Raw genomic sequence first — 18,872 nt, 5'->3', positions numbered from 1 at the left:
TGACACCATGAACAACACTATCGACGCGAAGACCCGCGGCGCACACGCCGCCACCCTGCCGCCGCATGCCGGCCGGCTGCGGCGAAAACTGTTGCCGGTAAGCCTGTCGCTGCTGCTGGTCAGCCCGTTCGTGTTTGGCGGTGAAGCGATGGCCGCCGCCGTCGGCGCCACCACCGGACCCACCGGCGGCACCGTGGTGGGCGGTGTCGGCAGCATCACGCAGAACGGCGCCAACACCGTCATCAACCAGAACTCGGCCAAGCTGGCGCTGGACTGGCAGACCTTCAACGTGGGCAAGGATGCCTCGGTGAAGTTCAACCAGCCGTCGTTCAATGCGGTGGCGCTGAACCGCATCCTGGACCAGAACCCCAGCCAGATCTTCGGCCACATCAGTTCCAACGGCCAGGTGTTCCTGATCAACACCCACGGCATCATCTTCGGCGCCAGCGCGCAGATGAACGTGGGCGGCCTGATGGCCAGCACGCTCGACCTCACGCCCAAGGACTTTCTCGCCAGCCGCTACAACCTCGACGCGCACGGCGCCAATGCCGGCATCGTCAATCACGGCCTGATCAAGGCCGCCAGCGGCGGTTCGGTGAGCCTGGTCGGTGGCAGCGTCGCCAACGATGGCGTGATCCTGGCCAACTACGGCCGCATCAACCTCGACGGCGCCGATCGCGCCGTGCTCGATTTCGACGGCAACGGCCTGATCAACATCCAGGTCACCGGCGAGCTGAAACAGCGACTGGACAACAACCAGGCGGCGGTAACCAACAAGGGCACGCTGAAGGCCGACAGCGGCACCGTGGTATTGCAGGCGTCTGCCGCGAAAGACCTGTTCACCAACCTGGTCAACAACAGCGGCGTCATCGATGCCGGCGGCATCAGCACCCAGGGCGGCGTGGTGCGGCTGGTGGCGGCCGGTGGCAACACCGAGAACAGCGGCGCCATCAACGTCACCGGCGCACAAGGCGGCAGCGTGCAGTTGCTGTCGGACCAGAACGTCAGCGTCACCGGCAATGTCGATGCCTCCGGCAGCCATGGCGGCGGCAGCATCCGCGTGGGGGGCGGCTACCAGGGCGACGAAGGATTGCAGGCCGCGGCAGTGACCTATGTCGGCCCGGGCGCGCGATTGAACGCCGACGCCTTGCAGTCGGGCGATGGTGGTTCAGTGGTGCTGTGGTCCAATACCGCGACCGGCTTCAAGGGCAACATCAGCGCACGCGGCGGCGCGGCCGGCGGCAACGGCGGCATGGCCGAAGTTTCCAGCCGCGGCTACCTGGAATTCGGCGGCATGGCGGATTTGCGCGCCGACCACGGCAGCTGGGGCAACCTGCTGCTCGACCCCGGCAACGTGACGATAAGCAGCGCGGTCGACAGCTTTGGCGGTTTCGATGGCGCCGGCAATTACGACCTCGGGGCCAGCGACGCGGACACCAACATCAGCGTCACCACGCTGCAGGGCCAACTGGCGAGCAGCGATGTAACGGTGACGGCGGGCAACGACCTTTCGGTGCTCGATGCGATCGACTATGCAGGCAGCACCGACCGCACGCTGACCCTCGATGCAGGCGGCATCCTCAGTTTTGCCAACGGCGCACTGGTGGGCGCCAGCGGCACCGGCAAGTTGGCAGGTGTACTGACGGGAACCGGCGGCGTGACCTTTGCGGCCGGCTCGGGCTTCGCCACTGACGGTGGCGACCTCGCGATCAGCGGTGGCGCACTGACTCTGAACGGTGCACTCAATGCCGGCACCGGCAACATCAACCTGATATCGACTGGCACCATCACCCAGGGAACGGGGGGCAGCCTCGCTACCGGCACGCTGACCGGCAGCTCAACGGGCGACACCACGCTGAACCAGTCAGGCAATGCGGTCGGCACGCTGGGTAATTTCACAGCGGCAAATCTCACGCTACACAATGCCCAGGACCTGATACTTGATGGCGCGATCAGCGTCGGCCAAGCCGGCACGCCGGACGTGCCCGGCAACGTTTCGCTGACGTCGACTGGCACGATCACGCAGGACGCCGGCAGCACCATCTCGAGCAACGGCGGCGACATTTCCCTCACCGGCAGTGCGGTGACCTTGAGCGGCACGCTCGACGCCAGCAATTCGGACACCACCGGCGATGTGACCTTGACCAGCACGGCGGGCGGCCTGTCGGTGGAGGACATCACCGGTGACACGGTGACGCTGGCTGCCACGGGCGGCGGGATCACGCAAACCGACGGCGTAATCACGGCGGCTACGCTCACGGGCAGTACCACGGGCGATGCCACGCTCAACCGGTCCACCAACGTCATCGCAAAGCTGGACGACTTCAGCGCGGCCAGCCTTTTGCTGGCGAACAACACGGCGCTCACCATCGCGGGCAACGTCGTTGCAGGCGATGCGACCGGCACGCCGGTGGTGCCGGGCAATATCACGTTGAGTTCCGGCGGCGTCATCACGCAGGAAGCCGGCAGCAGCCTGTCGAGCAATGGTGGGGACATTTCCATCACGGGAAGTGCCACTGGCCCGGGCTCTACGCTGATCCTTGACGGCACGCTCGACGCCGGTACAGGTGGCGTAAGTCTGACCACCGATGCCGGCGATCTGTCGCTGGGTGGCGCTGTGACTGGCGCCATGGTGACGCTGACCGCAAACGGCGTGGACGGTGCCATCAAGCAGACCGCGGGCAGCATCACCGCCACTGGCGGTAACGTCACGTTGAACTCGGCTGGCGGCACGCAACTCGGCAAGATCGAGGCGGGAAGCCTGACCGTGACCGCCGGTGGCATCACCCAGTTGAGTGGTGCAGGCGATGCGTTGCTCGTCAGCGGCACATCGAGTTTCGACGCGGGCGCGCACGCCATCACGCTGGACAACACCAGCAATCACTTCACGGGCGCGGTGAGCCTCACCAACAGCGACGCGAACGCCGTCACGCTCAACAACGGCGGCAATGCGCTGGTGCTGGGTGATGTGCAGGTGGGCAGTGGCACGCTGACGGTGTCGGGCGTGGGCATCACGCAAGCGACCGGGAGCACGATCACCCAGGCGGCAAGTGCCGGTGCGGTGCAATTCAACGCCGGTGCGGGCGTGCTTCAACTGGACAAGGCCAACACCTTCACCGGTGCGGTGAGCCTGGCCAACAGCGACGCGAACGCCGTCACGCTCAACAACGGCGCCGATGCGCTGGTGCTGGGTGATGTGCATGTGGGCAGTGGCACGCTGACGGTGTCGGGCGTGGGCATCACGCAAGCGACCGGGAGCACGATCACCCAGGCGGCGAGTGCCGGTGCGGCGCAATTCAACGCCGGTGCCGGCGTGCTTCAGCTGGGCAACGCCAATGCCTTCACCGGTGCAGTGAGCCTCAAAAACAGCGGCGCCAACAATGTCACGCTCGACAACGGCACCAATGCGCTGGTGCTGGGTGATGTGCAGGTGGGCAGCGGCGCATTGACGGTGACGGGTGTCGGCATCACGCAAGCGACCGGCAGCACGATCACCCAGGCGGCGGGCGCGGGTGCGGCGCAATTCGACGCCGGTGCCGGCGTGCTTCAACTGGACAAGGCCAACACCTTCACCGGTGCGGTGGGCCTCACCAACAGCGGTGCGAATGACGTCACGCTCAACAACGGCGCCAATGCGCTGGTGCTGGGCGATGTGCAGGTGGGTAGCGGCGCGCTGACGGTGACGGGCGTGGGCATCACGCAAGCGACCGGGAGCACGATCACCCAGGCGGCAGGTGCGGGTGCGGCGCAATTCAACGCCGGTGCCGGCGTGCTTCAGCTGGACAAGGCCAATACCTTCACCGGTGCGGTGGGCCTCACCAACAGCGGTGCGAATGACGTCACGCTCAACAACGGCGCCAATGCGCTGGAGCTAGGCGATGTGCAGGTGGGCAGCGGCACGCTGACAGTGTCGGGTGTCGGCATCACGCAAGCGGCCGGCAGCACGATCACCCAGGTGGCGGGCGCGGGTGCGGCGCACTTCAACGCCGGTGCCGGCGTGCTTCAGATGGACAGCGCCAACACCTTCACCGGCGCGGTGAGTCTGACCAACAGCGGCGCCAATGACGTCACGCTCGACAACGGCAGCAATGCGCTGGTGCTCGGCGACGTGCAGGTGGGCAGCGGTACGTTGACGGTGTCGGGTACCGGCATCACGCAAGCGGTCGGCAGCACAATCACCCAGGCGGCGAGTGCAGGTGCGGCGCAGTTCGACGCCGGTGTTGGTGCACTTCAGCTGGCCAACGCCAACATGCTCACTGGTGCGGTCAGCCTGAAAAACAGCGGTGCCAACAACGTCACGCTGAACAATGGCGCCAACGCGCTGATCTTGGGTACATCAACGCTGGGCAGCGGCACTTTCAACCTGACGGGTACCGGTCAGACAACCTTGGCCGGCAACCTCAGCACCAGCGGTGGCGCGATCACCTTGTCGGGACCGGTGACGCTGGGTGCAGCCAGCACCGGTGTCGATACAACCGATGGTGGCAGCGTGGCGGCGGGCGCGGCGATCACGTTCAGCGGCGCGGTGGATGGCGCTTCGACCCTTACCCTGAATGCCGGTACGGGAGGTGCGGTTACGTTGGGCGGAGCGGTCGGTGCCACGACAGCCTTGACCGGCCTCGACGTCACGGCAGGCAGCTTCAGCGCGAACACGTTGAACATCGGTACCGGCGGGCTGGCGGTTACCACCCGCGCCGGTGACATCACGCAAGGCGGTGCATTCACGGTCACCGGCGCTTCGAGTTTCGACGCGGGCGCGCATGCCATCGCGCTGGCCAACACGAACAATCACTTTACCGGTGCAGTGAGCCTCGCCAACAGCGATGCGAACGACGTCACGCTCAACAACGGCGCCAATGCGCTGGAGCTGGGTGATGTGCAGGTGGGTAGCGGCGCATTGACGGTGTCGGGTGTCGGCATCGCGCAAGCGACCGGCAGCACGATCACCCAGGAAGCGAGTGCAGGTGCGGCGCAATTCAATGCCGGTGCCGGCGTGCTCCAACTGGACAACGCCAACACGCTCACCGGTGCGGTGAGCCTCAAGAACAGCGGCGCCAACGACGTCACGCTGGACAATGGCAGCAACGCGCTGGTGCTGGGTGACGTGCAGATCGGCAGTGGTGCGCTGACAGTATCGGGTGTGGGCATCACGCAAGCGGTTGGCAGCACGATCACCCAGGCGGCGAGCGCGGGTGCGGCACAATTCAACGCCGATGCCGGCGTGCTCCAACTGGACAACGCCAATACCTTCATGGGTGCGGTGAGCCTCAACAACAGCGGCGCCAACAACGTCACGCTGAATAACGGGGCCAACGCGTTGGCCCTGGGTACGTCCACGCTGGGCAGCGGCACTTTCAACCTAACGGGCACCGGCCAGACAACCCTGGCCGGCAACCTCAGCACCAGCGGTGGCGCGATCACCTTGTCGGGACCGGTGACGCTGGGTGCAGCCAGCACCGGTGTCGATACAACCGGTGGTGGCAGCGTGACGACGGGCGCGGCGATCACGTTCAACGGCGCGGTGGATGGCGCTTCGACCCTTACCCTGAATGCCGGTACGGGAGGTGCGGTTACGTTGGGCGGAGCAGTCGGTGCCACGACAGCCTTGACCGGCCTCGACGTCACCGCGGGCAGCTTCAGCGCGAACACGCTGAACATCGGTACCGGCGGGCTGTCGGTAGCGACCCAGGCCAGTGACATCACACAGGGCGGTGCATTCACGGTCACCGGCGCGTCGAGTTTCGACGCAGGCACACATGCCATCACGCTGGCCAACACGAACAATCACTTCACCGGTGCAGTGAGTCTCACCAACAGCGGTGCGAATGACGTCACGCTCAACAACGGCGCCAATGCGCTGGAGCTGGGCGATGTGCAGGTGGGCAGCGGCACGCTGACGGTGACGGGTGTCGGCATCACGCAAGCGACCGGCAGCACGATTACCCAGGCGGCGGGTGCGGGTGCGGCGCAATTCAACGCCGGTGCCGGCGTGCTTCAGCTGGACAGCGCCAACACCTTCACCGGCGCGGTGAGCCTCAACAACAGCGGCAACCACGACGTGACGCTGGACAACGGTACCCACGCGTTGACCCTTGGCACGTCCACGCTGGGAAGCGGTGCCTTCAGTCTCGAGGGCAGCGGCCAAACGACCCTGGCCGGCAACCTCACCACGACGGGCGGTGCGATCACCTTGTCCGGTCCGGTGGCCCTGGGCTCACCCGTTACCGGCATCTACACGACAGGCGGCGGTGCGACGACAGGTGCGGCGATCACTTTCGACGGCGCGCTGGACGGTGCCTCCGGCCTGACCCTGGATGCGGGGACGACAGGCGTGGTCACCCTGGGCGGAGCCGTTGGCAATACGACGGCCTTGACCGGCCTTACCGTCACCGCAGGCAGCTTCAGTGCGAATACGCTGAACATCGGTAGCGGTGGATTGTCGGTGACCACCCAGGCCGGCGACATCATGCAGAGCGGTACGGGCGCATTTACGGTGGTGGGAACGTCGGACTTCACCGCCATGAATGGGCACGAGATCACGCTGGAGGCCGCCAATAATGATTTCCAGGGGAGTGTCAAAGCCACCGGTACCGGGGTGTCGATCACCGACACCAACGACCTGACGATCGACACACTGACCAACGGCACCAACGGTACCGTGAGCCTGATCGCCGGCGGCGCGCTGCTGTTGCCCACCGGTTCGATCGACACCGGCACGGCGGACCTTACGCTGGAGGCGAATGGTGGAACCCTGGTTGCACCCGGTGTGCTGAAGGGTGCCAACGTAACGCTCAGCAGCCAGGGCAATATCACCCTGAGTGACGCGGTGACGGCAACGGGAACCTTGAGCCTGACCAGCCTCGCCGGGGCGATAGGACAGAGCCTCACCGGCAACCTCACGGCGGCAGTGCTGACCGGCAGTTCGTTCGGCAGCACACTGCTCGATGGCACCAACCACATCGCCAGCCTGGGCAATTTCAGCGCCAGCGGATTCAGCCTGACCAACAGCCAGGCCCTGTCTGTCAGCGGCGTGGTCGATGGTGGCAGCAGCGCCGCGCTGACCACCACCAGCGGCAACCTGACGGTCGGCGGCAGGCTCAAGGGCACGACGGTCACACTTACGTCCGCAGGTGCGATCGACGAAGGCGGCACCAGTACTGGGGTGATCGAGGCGGGCACGCTGACAGGCACTTCGCAGGGCGATACCTTGCTCGATGGCGCCAACCTGGTCGACACGCTCGGCAGTTTCAGTGCGGCCAACTTCACCCTCGTCAACAATCAGGGCCTGGCGGCAAACGGCCCGCTGACCACAACGGGCGGCACCGGCAGCATCAGCCTGAAGACCACCACCGGGGCCTTGAGCCTGGGCAGCGACTTGTCCGGTGGCGCCATTTCGCTGGAGTCAGCCGACGGCCTCGTGCTGGCCAAGGCCATCAACGGCAGCACGGTCGAGCTGATTTCTTCCGGTGGCGGCATCAGCCAGAGTGCCGGCGCCATCACGGCAGGCACGTTGAGCGGTCATGCCGCGGATAGTGTCGCGTTGAACCTGGGCAACCGGGTTTCGGCGCTGGGTAACTTCGATGCCGATGGATTCAGCCTGACCAACGACGCGGCCCTGGCTGTCAACGGCGTAGTCGATGGCGGCAGCAGCACCACGCTGACCACCACGACCGGCAACCTGACGGTCAACGGTACGCTCAAGGGCACGGCGGTCACGCTCAGCTCCGCCGGTGGCATCGGCGAAGGTGCCACTGGTGTGATCGAGGCGGATACGCTGGCCGGCCACTCGCAAGGCGATACCTTGCTTGGCGGCGCCAACCTGGTCGACACGCTCAACAATTTCGACGCGACCAACTTCAGCTTCGTCAATGCGCAGGATATGGCAGTCAGCGGTCCACTGGCGACGGGCGCCGGCGCTGGCAGCATCAGCCTGAAGACGAGCAGCGGGACCTTGAGCGTGAATGACGACCTGGTGGCGTCGGCCGTGGCGCTGACCTCAGCCGACGGTCTCACGTTGACCCACAACATCAATGCCACCGCGGTGTCGCTGGCGGCCGGCGGCAACATCAGCCAGAGCGCTGCCGTCATCACTGCCGGCACCTTGACGGGTCAATCGACGGGCACCACGACCCTGGGCCTTGCCAACCACGTCGGCACGCTGGGCAGTTTCAAGGCGGCGAACTTCAGCCTGGTCAATGACGCCGGGTTGTCCGTCAACGGTCCGCTGCAGATCACCAGCCCCAACGGCGGTGTCAGCCTGAGGACGACATCGGGCATCCTGACGGTCAATTCGGTGCTGAGCGCCGGTGCCGTCAGCCTGGACTCCGCCGGCAACCTGGCGTTGGCACATGAAGTCAGTGGTGGCCTGGTCACGCTGAAGTCGGGCGGCAATATCAGCCAGACGGCCTCGGGAACACTTACGGCCACCACCTTGACCGGCAGCTCGGCAGGCAGCACCACGCTCAACGGGTCGGGCAACAAGATCGGCACACTGGGCAGCTTCACCGCGGCGGGTTTCAGCCTGACCAACAGTCAATCGCTGTCGGTCGCCGGCCCGGTCAATGGCGGTGCCAGCACGTCGCTGGCGACCACGGCCGGCAACCTGGCGATCAACGGTGCCGTGAACGGAACCACCACCGCCTTCAATGTTGCCGGCAACATCACCCAGGGGGCAGGCGGCGTCATCACGGCGGCTACGTTGCGCGGTACGGCGGGGGGTGCGGTAGCGCTCGGCGGCAACAACCAGATCGACACGCTGGGTGACTTCAGCGCCGCCGGGTTCAGCCTGAAAAACGCGCGGGACCTGACCGTCGCCGGCACCGTGAATGGCGGCAGCAGCGCAGGGCTGGCGACGACAGGCAACCTGATCATCAACGGCACGCTCACCGGTGCAACCACCACGCTCGACGTGACCGGCGCCATCAGCGAGGCCAGCGCGGGCAGCATCGTCGCCGGCCGGCTCAATGGCGACACCACCGGGGCCGTCAGCCTTACCGGCAACAATCGCATCGGCGCGCTGGGCGATTTCAGTGCCGCCTACCTCAACCTCGGCAATGCCCAGGCACTGACCGTGGCCGGCACGGTCGACGGCGGCACCAGCACCACGCTGACCACCACCAGCGGCGATCTCACGATCAACGGCGCGCTGAAAGGCACGGCCATGACGCTGGACTCGGCCGGCGCGATCAACGAAGGCAGCCAGGGAGTGATCACCGCCGCCACGTTGACCGGGCGTTCAACCGGCGTCACCGCGCTCAACGGTGCCAACCGTGTCGGCACCCTGGGCAGCTTCGATGCGGCGGGCTTCGACTTCACCAACGCGCAGGCGCTGTCGGCCAACGGCCCGCTGACGATCGCCAACGGTGGGCGCCTGCATCTGACGACGTCATCGGGCGTGCTGTCGGTCAACTCCGCGTTGCGCGGTGGCGACGTGGGCTTGAGTTCCGCCGGCGACCTGACCCTGACCCAGGCGGTGCAGGGTGACACGGTTACGCTGGTTTCGGGCGGCAACATCAGCCAGACCGCCAGCGGCATTGTCACGGCAGGCACGCTGGCCGGCCGTTCCGTCGGCAGCACCATGCTCGATCCGGTCAACCATGTGGACGCGCTGGGCAGCTTCAGTGCCAATGGTTTCGACCTGGCCAGCGACCGGACACTGACCGTCATCGGCCCAGTCGATGGTGGTGACCACGTCAACCTGATCACCACCAACGGCGACATCATCATCAACGGCCTGGTCAGTGGCACCCGCACCACGCTCAGCTCGGCCGGCGCCATCAATCAGGGCTCGGCAGGTGGTATTGCCGCCAGCACGCTGAGCGGCAGTTCGACGGGCGCCACCACACTGGAAGGTGGCGGCAACCGGGTGGCCACGCTGGAAGCATTCAAGGCCGCGGGCTTCAGCTTCACCAACGGGCAATCCCTGATCGTGGCCGGCCCGATCGACGGTGGCGCGCGCACCACGCTCACCACCACCCGCGGCGGTGACCTGTCGATCGACGGCGCCGTTCAGGGCGGCATGATGACCCTGGTTTCCGCCGGTGCCATCAACGAAGGCGCCAGCGGCAGCCTCACCGCCGATACGCTGACCGGCAGCGCGACGGGCATGGTCATGCTGGGCGATGCCGCGCACCCGCTGGCCAACTACATCGGTACGCTGGGTGGTTTCTCGGCGCCGGCCGGTTTCAGTCTCACCAATGCACAGACCCTGACCCTGGCGTCGGTGAACGGCAGCGGCTACACGGTGGATGCCGGCACGTCGTCAACCTACCTTTCGGTGGTCAACGGCGACTTGCTGCAGGCCGACCAGGCATGGCTGTACAACGGCGCGGGCGTATGGGCGTCCACCGGCCACATGGGTGTCGGCGGCGCGCCGATCTATGTGACTGGTGTCGACGCGCAGGTCATCGTGCCGGGTGGCATTTCGCCTGCGTATTTCTATGCGGTGGACCGGCAGGGCAACATCCTGCCGCTCACCGGTGGCAGCAGCATCAACGTGCCCACGTCGGCGTTGACCAGCCGCGCGCAGAACACCAACAAGCACACCGACTCGTACATCGACTCCAGCGTGATCTCGGCCAACTACCGCGCTTTCGGCATCGTGCCGTCGGGTTTGCTGCTGCCGCCCGACCAGCAGCGCTGCGCACCCGATGCGATGGATTGCGATGATGAGTAAAGCCCGTCCCATCCGCGCACGTGCGATGCGATGGTGGATTGCCGCGGCCGGTTGCGCGCTGGCGACCCCCACCGGTGCCCAACTGGCGCCGCGGGTCACCGGTGAAACGGTGATCGCCCAGCTCGACGCGGCACAGCATGACCTGGCCGCGAAGGCGCATGCGTCGTCCGATCCGCAACTTGTGGCCACCAGCGACCAGCTGGCGCACATGGCCAGCGACTTGCGCGCCACGCTGGGCGGTTCCGATGCGACCAAGCCCGTGGACATCATCGACGGGCGCGCGCAGGCAAGAGCCCGGCGTGCGCAGGCCGCCGCGCAACGCACGCGCGCCTATCTCGACATTTCCGGTGGATGCGTCGGCGGCGACGCCCGCGCGCTTGCCGATGCCCTGGCTGCCAGCGTCAAGCGGCTGGCCGACGCCGAGGATGCGTCCAAGGACGCGCAGCCGGTGATCGACGCGGTCGAGACGCTGGATCACAAACCGTTGTTCGCCCTGCATCCCGGCGACAAGCCGTTGGCGTTTGCCCTGACCGGCACGAACCTGTCGGACGCGCAATGTGCCGATCCCGAAATTACGGCCACCGACGGGCAGGGCGCGCCGCTCGCGGTGCAACCGGTGATCACCGGCGTCTCGGCGGCCCGCATCGAACTGAAACTGCCACCCAGCCAGATGCTCGAACCGGGCAGCTACGTGCTGCACGTCGTGCCCAAGCGCAAGACCTTCCTGCTGGGCTGCGTCACCCAGCCCGAAGCGGTTGCCGTGGTGCAGATCGCGAAACCGTTGCGACTTTCCGTGGACTACAGCTTGACGGCCATGTGCGCCGCCGACCCTGGTGGTGCAGGGAAAAGCGTGCCGCTGGGCGCGGGCACCTTGCCCGACATCAGCGCCTACGGCAGTACCGTTTCGCAGCAGATCGATACCACCGCCTGCGGTGATCCGCTGAGCTACGCGGTGAGCGCCACGGTCCGGCGCGCGGACGGCAGCAGTGCGTCGATCGGGCCGATCGTGCAAAGCGCCAATGCCAGCATCACCGCCGGTTTGCCCGGCGGGCTTTCGCTGAACTGGAATCCATCGATCCACACGATGTTCGTCCGCTCCGGCGCAAACACCTGCAAGGGCGTCCATTGACGCCCTTGCCGTGTTTCATTCGTATTCGGTGCGGCCGGAAACAACCTGCAGCTCGCTGACCCCGCCGGGGGCCAGGTCGTTCAGCAGGTCCAGGAAGCTCTTGTCGACCAGGCGCTTGGCACGCTCCAGCAACAGCGGGATCGGGCTGGACGGCTCGTTTTTCGCGTAGTACTCGCACAGTTCGTCGAGCCGCTTGATGACGTCCTGCGAGTTCTCGATGCGGCCGCTGGCCACGGGCTTTGCGTGGCCTGATGCAACGGCTTGCGCACCTTCCTCCGCTTCGTATTCGCCGGCGGCCTCGTCTTGCGGCATGCGCTTGGCAAGCTGTGCTTCCACGAATTTTTTCAGCTCATGGATATCGCCGATCAATGCCTTCAGGTCCGGGCCGGCGGTACCGATCTGCTCGCTGAAAATGCCGTCGATCGCTTTGGCCTGATCCAGCGCCTCGTTAATCGCCGTGGCGTTGGCCAGCAATTGCTCTTCCGGACAATCCAGGCAACACGCCTCGATCTCGGTCAGGCCGGGTGCTTCGCCGGACTCGCTATCAGTCGAGCTGATTTTCAGCGTGCCCTGGGCAATCTGCAGATCGCGCAATGAAAAACGCCCCAGTCGCGGCGACTGCACAAAAGGCGTGGTGCGGAAATAACCGAGCACGCTCTGGGTGTCGCTGATCGGCACCACGGCATTGACGCGGGCGGTCGGATCGTTGTCGTCCTCGGCGTCCAGTTGCGGGTGCACGCCATCCCAGTAGTTTTCCAGCAAGGCGCGAATCAGGCCAAGGCCCGACGCCCAGCCCGGCATGCCATCGGTACGCATCCAGGCGGTCGCCAGGTGCGTGGCAACGCGCAAATCTTTGGAGCGACCCAGCAGCGCTTCGGCCATGCTGGCGACCTTCTCCCAGTCCGGCTCCTCGGCGGCCTTGACGCTGTCGCCGATGGCGCGTTCGGCCTTGGGCGAGGCGGCGCGGTCGAGCGCCAGAAAATCCTGGTCGTATTCCAGGTTTTCACCGGTGGGCAATTCATCCCCCAGCGGAGCAATCAACGATTCCAGATCATGGTTTGACATGGCGTCCATATATCGCGGCAATGGAGGCCCTCATGGTAACGCAATTGCGCCGTTCCATACGATCTCGTGGCGCATTTTTAACGTGTTCCCATAATCATTTTTCCGGCGTGGTCACGGCTTAATCGCGTGGTGCAAGATAATCGTCGCGAGGGACCGTGCAAGCCACCCGCAGGGTTCAATGCTGTTGTGCACAGGCAGCTGCCTGCGCGGCACTTGCCTGGCCACCGCGGATGCGTCCGGAGTTGGCCACCACGACGTTGAGCGCCTGCTCGGGCGTGCCGCGGCGGCAGAACACGAAGGTAAGGTTGCTGCCGCGGGCGCTGCCGTCGGCCTGGAAACGTACGTGGTGTCGGCCGACCGAACTCTGGATCGTGAGGCGTTCGGCGTAGTTGCCATTGACATGCAGCGGCTGGCCGTCGGGCTGGTTGTCATGATCGCGATCGGCGGCAAGCAGCCAGCCATGGTCCCAGCGCTCTTCATCGGCGCATTGCCGACCGTCGCGGCTGGGGCAGAACACCGTGGCATGCCGCGCAATCACGGCCGCTTCGCGGGTGTGATGCAGGGCGCCGATGAAATCGGCCTGGGCTGTCCGCAGTTGATTCCGGTCGAGCAGGTGCCGCATCGACGGCATCGCGGCACCGACCAGGGTCGCGATGATCGCGATCACCATGACCTGTTCGACGAGCGTGACGCCACGCTCCCGTTGACCGTTTATCCATCCCTGATCCGGCACGTTCACGCTCCTGCGTCGCCTGGAACCGGCATGCTAGGTGTCTGCCGGGAACGTGGCTGTCGCCCGATCGGCGTCTCCGGCGTCGGTCACTGCTGACGCCAGCTGTCAGCAGGCCCGATTTAAAATGGCCCGTCGCACCCACACATGTAGCCGATGACCGACCGCTTCCAACTCGTTGCTCCGTACCAGCCCTCCGGCGACCAGCCGCAGGCGATCGCACGCCTGGCCGAAGGTTTCGAGGCCGGCTTGGCCGCGCAAACCCTGCTGGGCGTCACCGGTTCGGGCAAGACCTACACCATCGCCAACGTGATCGAGAAGGTGCAGCGGCCCACCATCGTGATGGCGCCGAACAAGACCCTGGCGGCGCAGTTGTATGGGGAATTCAAGGAGTTTTTCCCGCACAACGCGGTGGAATACTTCGTCAGCTACTACGACTACTACCAGCCCGAAGCGTACGTGGTGGCGTCGGACACGTTCATCGAGAAGGACGCCTCGATCAACGAGCACATCGAGCAGATGCGGCTGTCGGCGACCAAGGCGCTGCTGTCGCGCAGGGACTCCATCATCGTCGCCACCGTGTCGGCGATCTACGGCTTGGGCAATCCCGAGGACTACCTCAGCCTGCGGCTGATCCTGGCCAAGGGCGAGCGGATCGACCAGCGCAAGCTGATCCATCAACTGACCGAATTGCAGTACACCCGCAACGAAATGGAACTGCGCCGCGGTACGTACCGCGTGCGCGGCGAGATCATCGACGTGTTTCCGGCCGAGTCGGAAACCGAGGCGTTGCGCATCGAGCTGTTCGATGGCGAAGTGGACAACATGGCGCTGTTCGACCCGCTCACAGGCGAGACGATCCGCAAGATTCCGCGCTACACCGTCTATCCCCGCACGCACTACGCCAGCACCCGCGAGAGCGTGCTCAACGCTACCGAGACGATCAAGGCCGAGCTGAAGGAGCGGCTGGAAGTGCTGTACCGCGACAACAAGCTGGTCGAGGCGCAGCGGCTGGACCAGCGTACCCGCTTCGACCTGGAGATGATGGTGGAGGTGGGTTACTGCCAGGGCATCGAGAACTACTCGCGCCATCTCACCCGCCGCTTGCCCGGCGAGCCGCCGCCGACCCTGTTCGACTACCTGCCGCCCGACGGCATGCTGGTGGTGGATGAATCGCACGTCACCGTGCCGCAGCTCGGCGCCATGTACAAAGGCGACCGCTCGCGCAAGGAAACCCTGGTGGAGTTCGGTTTCCGGCTGCCTTCGGCGATGGACAACCGGCCGCTGAAGTTCGAGGAATGGGAGCAGCGGGTGCCGCGCGCGATCTACGTCTCCGCCACCCCGCGCGACTACGAGCTGCAGAAATCCGGCGACGCGGTGACCGAGCTGGTGGTGCGCCCCACCGGCCTGGTCGACCCGGAAGTGGAAGTGCGGCCGGTGCGTACCCAGGTCGACGACCTGCTCAGCGAGGCGCACAAGCGCATCGCCATGGGTGACCGCGTGCTGGTTACCACGCTGACCAAGCGCATGGCCGAGAACCTCACCGAATACCTGTCAGAGCACGACATCAAGGTGCGCTACCTGCACTCGGACATCGAGACGGTCGAGCGCAGCGAGATCATCCGCGACCTGCGCCTGGGCGAGTTCGACGTGCTGGTCGGCATCAACCTGTTGCGCGAGGGCCTGGACATGCCCGAGGTGTCGCTGGTGGCGGTGCTGGATGCGGACAAGGAAGGCTTCCTGCGTTCCACCGGCTCGCTGATCCAGACCATCGGCCGCGCCGCCCGCAACGTGCGCGGCAAGGCCATCCTGTACGCCGACAACGTCACCCGCTCGATGCGGGCGGCGATGGATGAAACCGCCCGCCGCCGCGAAAAGCAGATCGCCTGGAACCTGGAGCAGGGCATCGTGCCCACCACCATCGTGCGGCGCATCGCCGACATCATGGAGGGGGCGCGCAGCGAGGTCGGCAACCGCCGCGGCAGCAAGACCCGTGTCCGTGCCGTGGCCGAGCAACCGGCCGACTACGCCGGCCTCAGCGCTTCGCAGGCCGCCAGCATGCTGAAAAAGCTGGAGTCGCAGATGTACAAGCACGCGCAGAATCTCGAGTTCGAGGACGCCGCGAAGCTGCGCGACCAGATTCACCAGCTGCGCGAGCAATCGTTGCGTTAGCTTTTTTGCTTCCCTCCCTGCGGGGGACAAAACGGCAGGATTACCGTTTTGTGCGGCGCGAGCCGCCCGTAGGGCGAGTTGCATGGATGGCGCGAGTACAGCTGCCCGAAGGGCTGAAGGGGGCGCTTCTCGCTTGGAAACAAGATCAAAAGCGCCCCCATCCGCCTGCGGCACCTTCCCCCGCGACGCGGGGGAAGGAAGCGTCTGCTTCGCGTCAGTGCGCTGAAGCCGCCAGGCGCCTGGATTTTTACCTGCGTTTGGCGGCGCCTTGCCGTCGGTGCATGGGTTATTGTCGACCGCCGGCCGCTACCGTATACTGCGCGGCTCGCACGGCATGCCGTGGCGAGACGGGCGGTTAGCTCAGCGGTAGAGCACTACCTTGACATGGTAGGGGTCACAAGTTCGATCCTTGTACCGCCCACCAATACCCCGAACGGCGCGGCCCCACAGGCCGCGCCGTTTTTGTTTGTCCACGGAGCGTTGTCATGACCTATCTGTTGATCAAGTCGCTGCATCTGCTGTTCGTGATCGCCTGGATGGCCACGGTGTTCTACCTGCCGCGGATCCTGGTGAACCTGGCCGAAACCGCGAACGAACCGACAGTGCAGGCGCGGCTGCAGTTGATGGGGCGGCGTCTGTACAAGTTCGGCCACAACATGTTCGGCATGGCTTTCCTGTTCGGCGTGACCTTGTGGCAGGGCTGGCGGGTATTTCCGACGGCGCTGCCGAACGTCACCGCGGGCACGCACTGGATCGACGCCAAGCTGACCCTGGTGGCCATCCTGCTGGCGTATTTCATCTGGGCTGGCCGTGCCTTGAAGCGCAAGGCTGCCGGCGGCAACCTTCCATCGGCCCGGGCGCTGCGCTGGATCAACGAACTGCCGGTCTTGCTGCTGCTGGGCGTGATCTGGCTGGTGCTCGCCAAGCCGTTCTGATGCCTTGGCCCTGATGGTGGGAGCGACTTCAGTCGCGATGCCTTCGATCTCGGCAGCACCCGAAGGGCATCGCGGCTGAAGCCGCTCCCACAAGGGTTACGCGTAATACCCGCGATACCACTCCACGAAACGCGCCACGCCATCCTCGATCGAGGTGGCCGGCGCGTAGCCCACGTCGCGGCGCAGCGCGGAAACATCGGCCCAGGTGTCGGCCACGTCGCCAGGCTGCATCGGCAGCAGGTTTTTTTGCGTGGTGCGGCCCAGATTCTGTTCCAGCAGTTCGATGAAGCGCATCAGCTGCACCGGCTGGTCGTTGCCGATGTTGTAGACGCGATAGGGCGCGCTCGACGTGGCGGGGTTGGGCTTTTCGGCGTCATACGCAGGGTCAGGTTCGGCCGGATGGTCGAGCGCACGGATCACGCCTTCCACGATGTCGTCGATATAGGTGAAATCGCGGCTGTGGTGGCCGTGGTTGAACACGTCGATCGGCTCGCCCCGGCTGATCCGGTCGGCAAAAAGGATTGGCGACATGTCCGGTCGGCCCCATGGGCCATACACGGTGAAGAAGCGCAGGCCGGTGGTGGGAAGGCCGTATAGATGGCTGTACGTGTGCGCCATCAGCTCGTTCGCCTTCTTGCTGGCGGCGTACAGGCTCACCGGATGATCGACGGCATCTTCCAGCGCAAACGGCATCTTGCGGTTGGCGCCGTAGACCGAGCTGGACGAGGCGTAGACCAGGTGCCCGACCTTGCCATGGCGGCACGCTTCCAGGATGTTGACGAAGCCGACCAGGTTGCTTTGCACGTAGGCGCGCGGGTTCTGCAGCGAATAGCGCACGCCCGCCTGCGCCGCCAGATTCACTACCCGCTGCGGCTGGAACGCGGCAAACGCCTGATCCACCGCAGCAGCGTCGGCCAGGTCGGCGCGCTGGTGCGTGTAGTTCGGGTGATCGATGAAGCGCGCCAGCCGCGCTTCCTTCAGCGCCGGGTCGTAATAATCGTTGTGGTTGTCGAAGCCATAAACCTCGTCACCGCGATCCAGCAACCGTTGCGCCAGGGCGGCGCCGATGAAGCCGGCGGTGCCGGTAACCAGGATGCGCATGGAGGGGTCCGATGAGTGCAGGTTCGCTCATTCTACCGGCCCCTGCCCGCGCGGAGGGACGCATCGCCACGTGATCGCTCTACAATGTTTGCCTGCGTGCGGCCATTCAGGGGAATGCCATGATCGACAAGCTGCTCCAGCGTCGTCCGATGCTTGCCTGCATGCTCGCGCTTGCCCTGGTGGGCGGCTGCACAGCGCCTTCCGGCGCCCCGGCGGATGTGTCGTCAGCGCATTCGCACGACGTGAAGCTCGCTTATGTGGATTGGTCCAGCTGCTCCGACGCCACCCACGTGGTCAAGGCCGTGCTGGAGCAGGAGGGCTTTCGCGTAAAAACCGTCCTGCTGACTGGTGCAGCGATGTATTCGGCGCTGGCGCAAGGCGACGCCGATGCCACCGTGTGCGCCTGGTTGCCCAGCACGCACGCGGCTTATTACGCGCGTGCCCAGGACCGGTTGATCAACCTGGGGCCGAACATGGCCGGCACCCGGATCGGTCTGGTGGTACCTGATTACGTGTCGATCGACACGATCGATCAGCTGGCCGCGCACGCCGATCGGTTCGGCCACCGCATCGTCGGCATCGATCCCGACGCTGGCGAGATGGGCATTGCGCGCAAGGCGATCGAGACCTACCAGCTGCCGCTGAAACTCGTCGAAGGCACCGACGCCAGCATGGCAGCCGCGCTGGGGCGCGCGATCGGCGCGCGGCAGTGGATCGTGGTGACCGGCTGGACGCCGCACTGGATGTGGGCGCGCTGGAAGCTGAAATATCTGGCCGATCCCAAGGGCAGTTTCGGCGGTGCCGAAGACATCGACACGCTCGTGCGCAAAGGTCTGCAGCACGACAAGCCCAGGGCCTACACGATACTCGATGGCTTCCGCTGGACGTCGGCACAGATGCAGCAAGTGATGGCGACCGGTCGGCAGCCGGGCGCGGATGCCGACGAAAATGCCCGCGCATGGGTGAAGGCGCACCCGGAGCTGGTGTCCGGCTGGATCAGTGGCGGCGTTGACACCCGAACAGGTGCGAAGTAACTTTTTGGTCCCTTCGCGCCTGCCGTGGTGG

Annotated in this window: 8 protein-coding genes and 1 tRNA gene; 6 read left to right on the top strand and 3 right to left on the bottom strand. The window is 65.6% G+C overall.

Annotated features, from left to right (window positions below; all coding sequences use genetic code 11):
* The first annotated feature begins 7 nt into the window (after window positions 1-7).
* Both ACFPK0_RS15720 and ACFPK0_RS15715 read left to right on the top strand, forming a co-directional pair.
* Window positions 8-10,675 carry a filamentous hemagglutinin N-terminal domain-containing protein gene (locus ACFPK0_RS15720; protein ID WP_377342041.1) on the top strand — a complete coding sequence of 3,556 codons (10,668 nt, stop codon included), beginning with the start codon at window positions 8-10 and terminating at the stop codon, window positions 10,673-10,675.
* Entirely contained in the window at window positions 10,668-11,804 is a 1,137-nt protein-coding gene (locus tag ACFPK0_RS15715) for a hypothetical protein (protein ID WP_377342040.1), read from the top strand. Before ACFPK0_RS15720 ends, ACFPK0_RS15715 begins: the two co-directional genes overlap by 8 nt.
* Window positions 11,805-11,819: 15 nt before the next feature.
* Here ACFPK0_RS15715 and tssA read toward each other — a convergent pair whose 3' ends face one another.
* Both tssA and ACFPK0_RS15705 read right to left on the bottom strand, forming a co-directional pair.
* Window positions 11,820-12,878: a type VI secretion system protein TssA gene (gene tssA / locus ACFPK0_RS15710; protein WP_056608488.1), complete on the bottom strand. Its 1,059-nt coding sequence runs from the start codon at window positions 12,876-12,878 to the stop codon at window positions 11,820-11,822.
* Between the two features lie 166 nt (window positions 12,879-13,044).
* Window positions 13,045-13,539 carry a GspH/FimT family pseudopilin gene (locus ACFPK0_RS15705; protein ID WP_056085492.1) on the bottom strand — a complete coding sequence of 165 codons (495 nt, stop codon included), beginning with the start codon at window positions 13,537-13,539 and terminating at the stop codon, window positions 13,045-13,047.
* 216 nt (window positions 13,540-13,755) lie between these two features.
* On the opposite strand from ACFPK0_RS15705, the gene uvrB reads away from it, so the two are divergent.
* The 3 genes from uvrB to ACFPK0_RS15690 all read left to right on the top strand — a co-directional run bounded on the left by uvrB (window position 13,756) and on the right by ACFPK0_RS15690 (window position 16,706).
* Window positions 13,756-15,771, top strand: coding sequence for an excinuclease ABC subunit UvrB (gene uvrB, locus ACFPK0_RS15700; protein WP_056085491.1), 2,016 nt, complete (start codon window positions 13,756-13,758; stop codon window positions 15,769-15,771).
* A 349-nt stretch (window positions 15,772-16,120) separates the two neighbouring features.
* A tRNA-Val gene (locus tag ACFPK0_RS15695) sits at window positions 16,121-16,195 on the top strand.
* 61 nt (window positions 16,196-16,256) lie between these two features.
* On the top strand, window positions 16,257-16,706 hold the full coding sequence (locus ACFPK0_RS15690; protein ID WP_056608482.1) for a CopD family protein: 450 nt from the start codon (window positions 16,257-16,259) through the stop codon (window positions 16,704-16,706).
* 96 nt (window positions 16,707-16,802) lie between these two features.
* Here ACFPK0_RS15690 and ACFPK0_RS15685 read toward each other — a convergent pair whose 3' ends face one another.
* A complete protein-coding gene (locus tag ACFPK0_RS15685; protein WP_377342037.1) occupies window positions 16,803-17,807 on the bottom strand; it encodes an NAD-dependent epimerase in 1,005 nt (334 codons plus the stop codon).
* A gap of 119 nt (window positions 17,808-17,926) precedes the next feature.
* Here ACFPK0_RS15685 and ACFPK0_RS15680 point away from each other — a divergent pair, with 119 nt between their 5' ends.
* The gene (locus ACFPK0_RS15680) at window positions 17,927-18,841 is read left to right on the top strand and encodes a glycine betaine ABC transporter substrate-binding protein (RefSeq protein WP_377342035.1); all 915 of its coding nucleotides are present in this window, start codon (window positions 17,927-17,929) and stop codon (window positions 18,839-18,841) included.
* The last annotated feature ends 31 nt before the right edge of the window (window positions 18,842-18,872 follow it).

Source organism: Rhodanobacter ginsenosidimutans (genome assembly GCF_042655685.1).
In the GTDB taxonomy this organism is placed as follows: domain Bacteria; phylum Pseudomonadota; class Gammaproteobacteria; order Xanthomonadales; family Rhodanobacteraceae; genus Rhodanobacter; species Rhodanobacter ginsenosidimutans.
The sequence above is the reverse complement of the archived record's forward strand: the minus strand, read 5'-3'. Positions and strand labels throughout refer to the sequence as shown.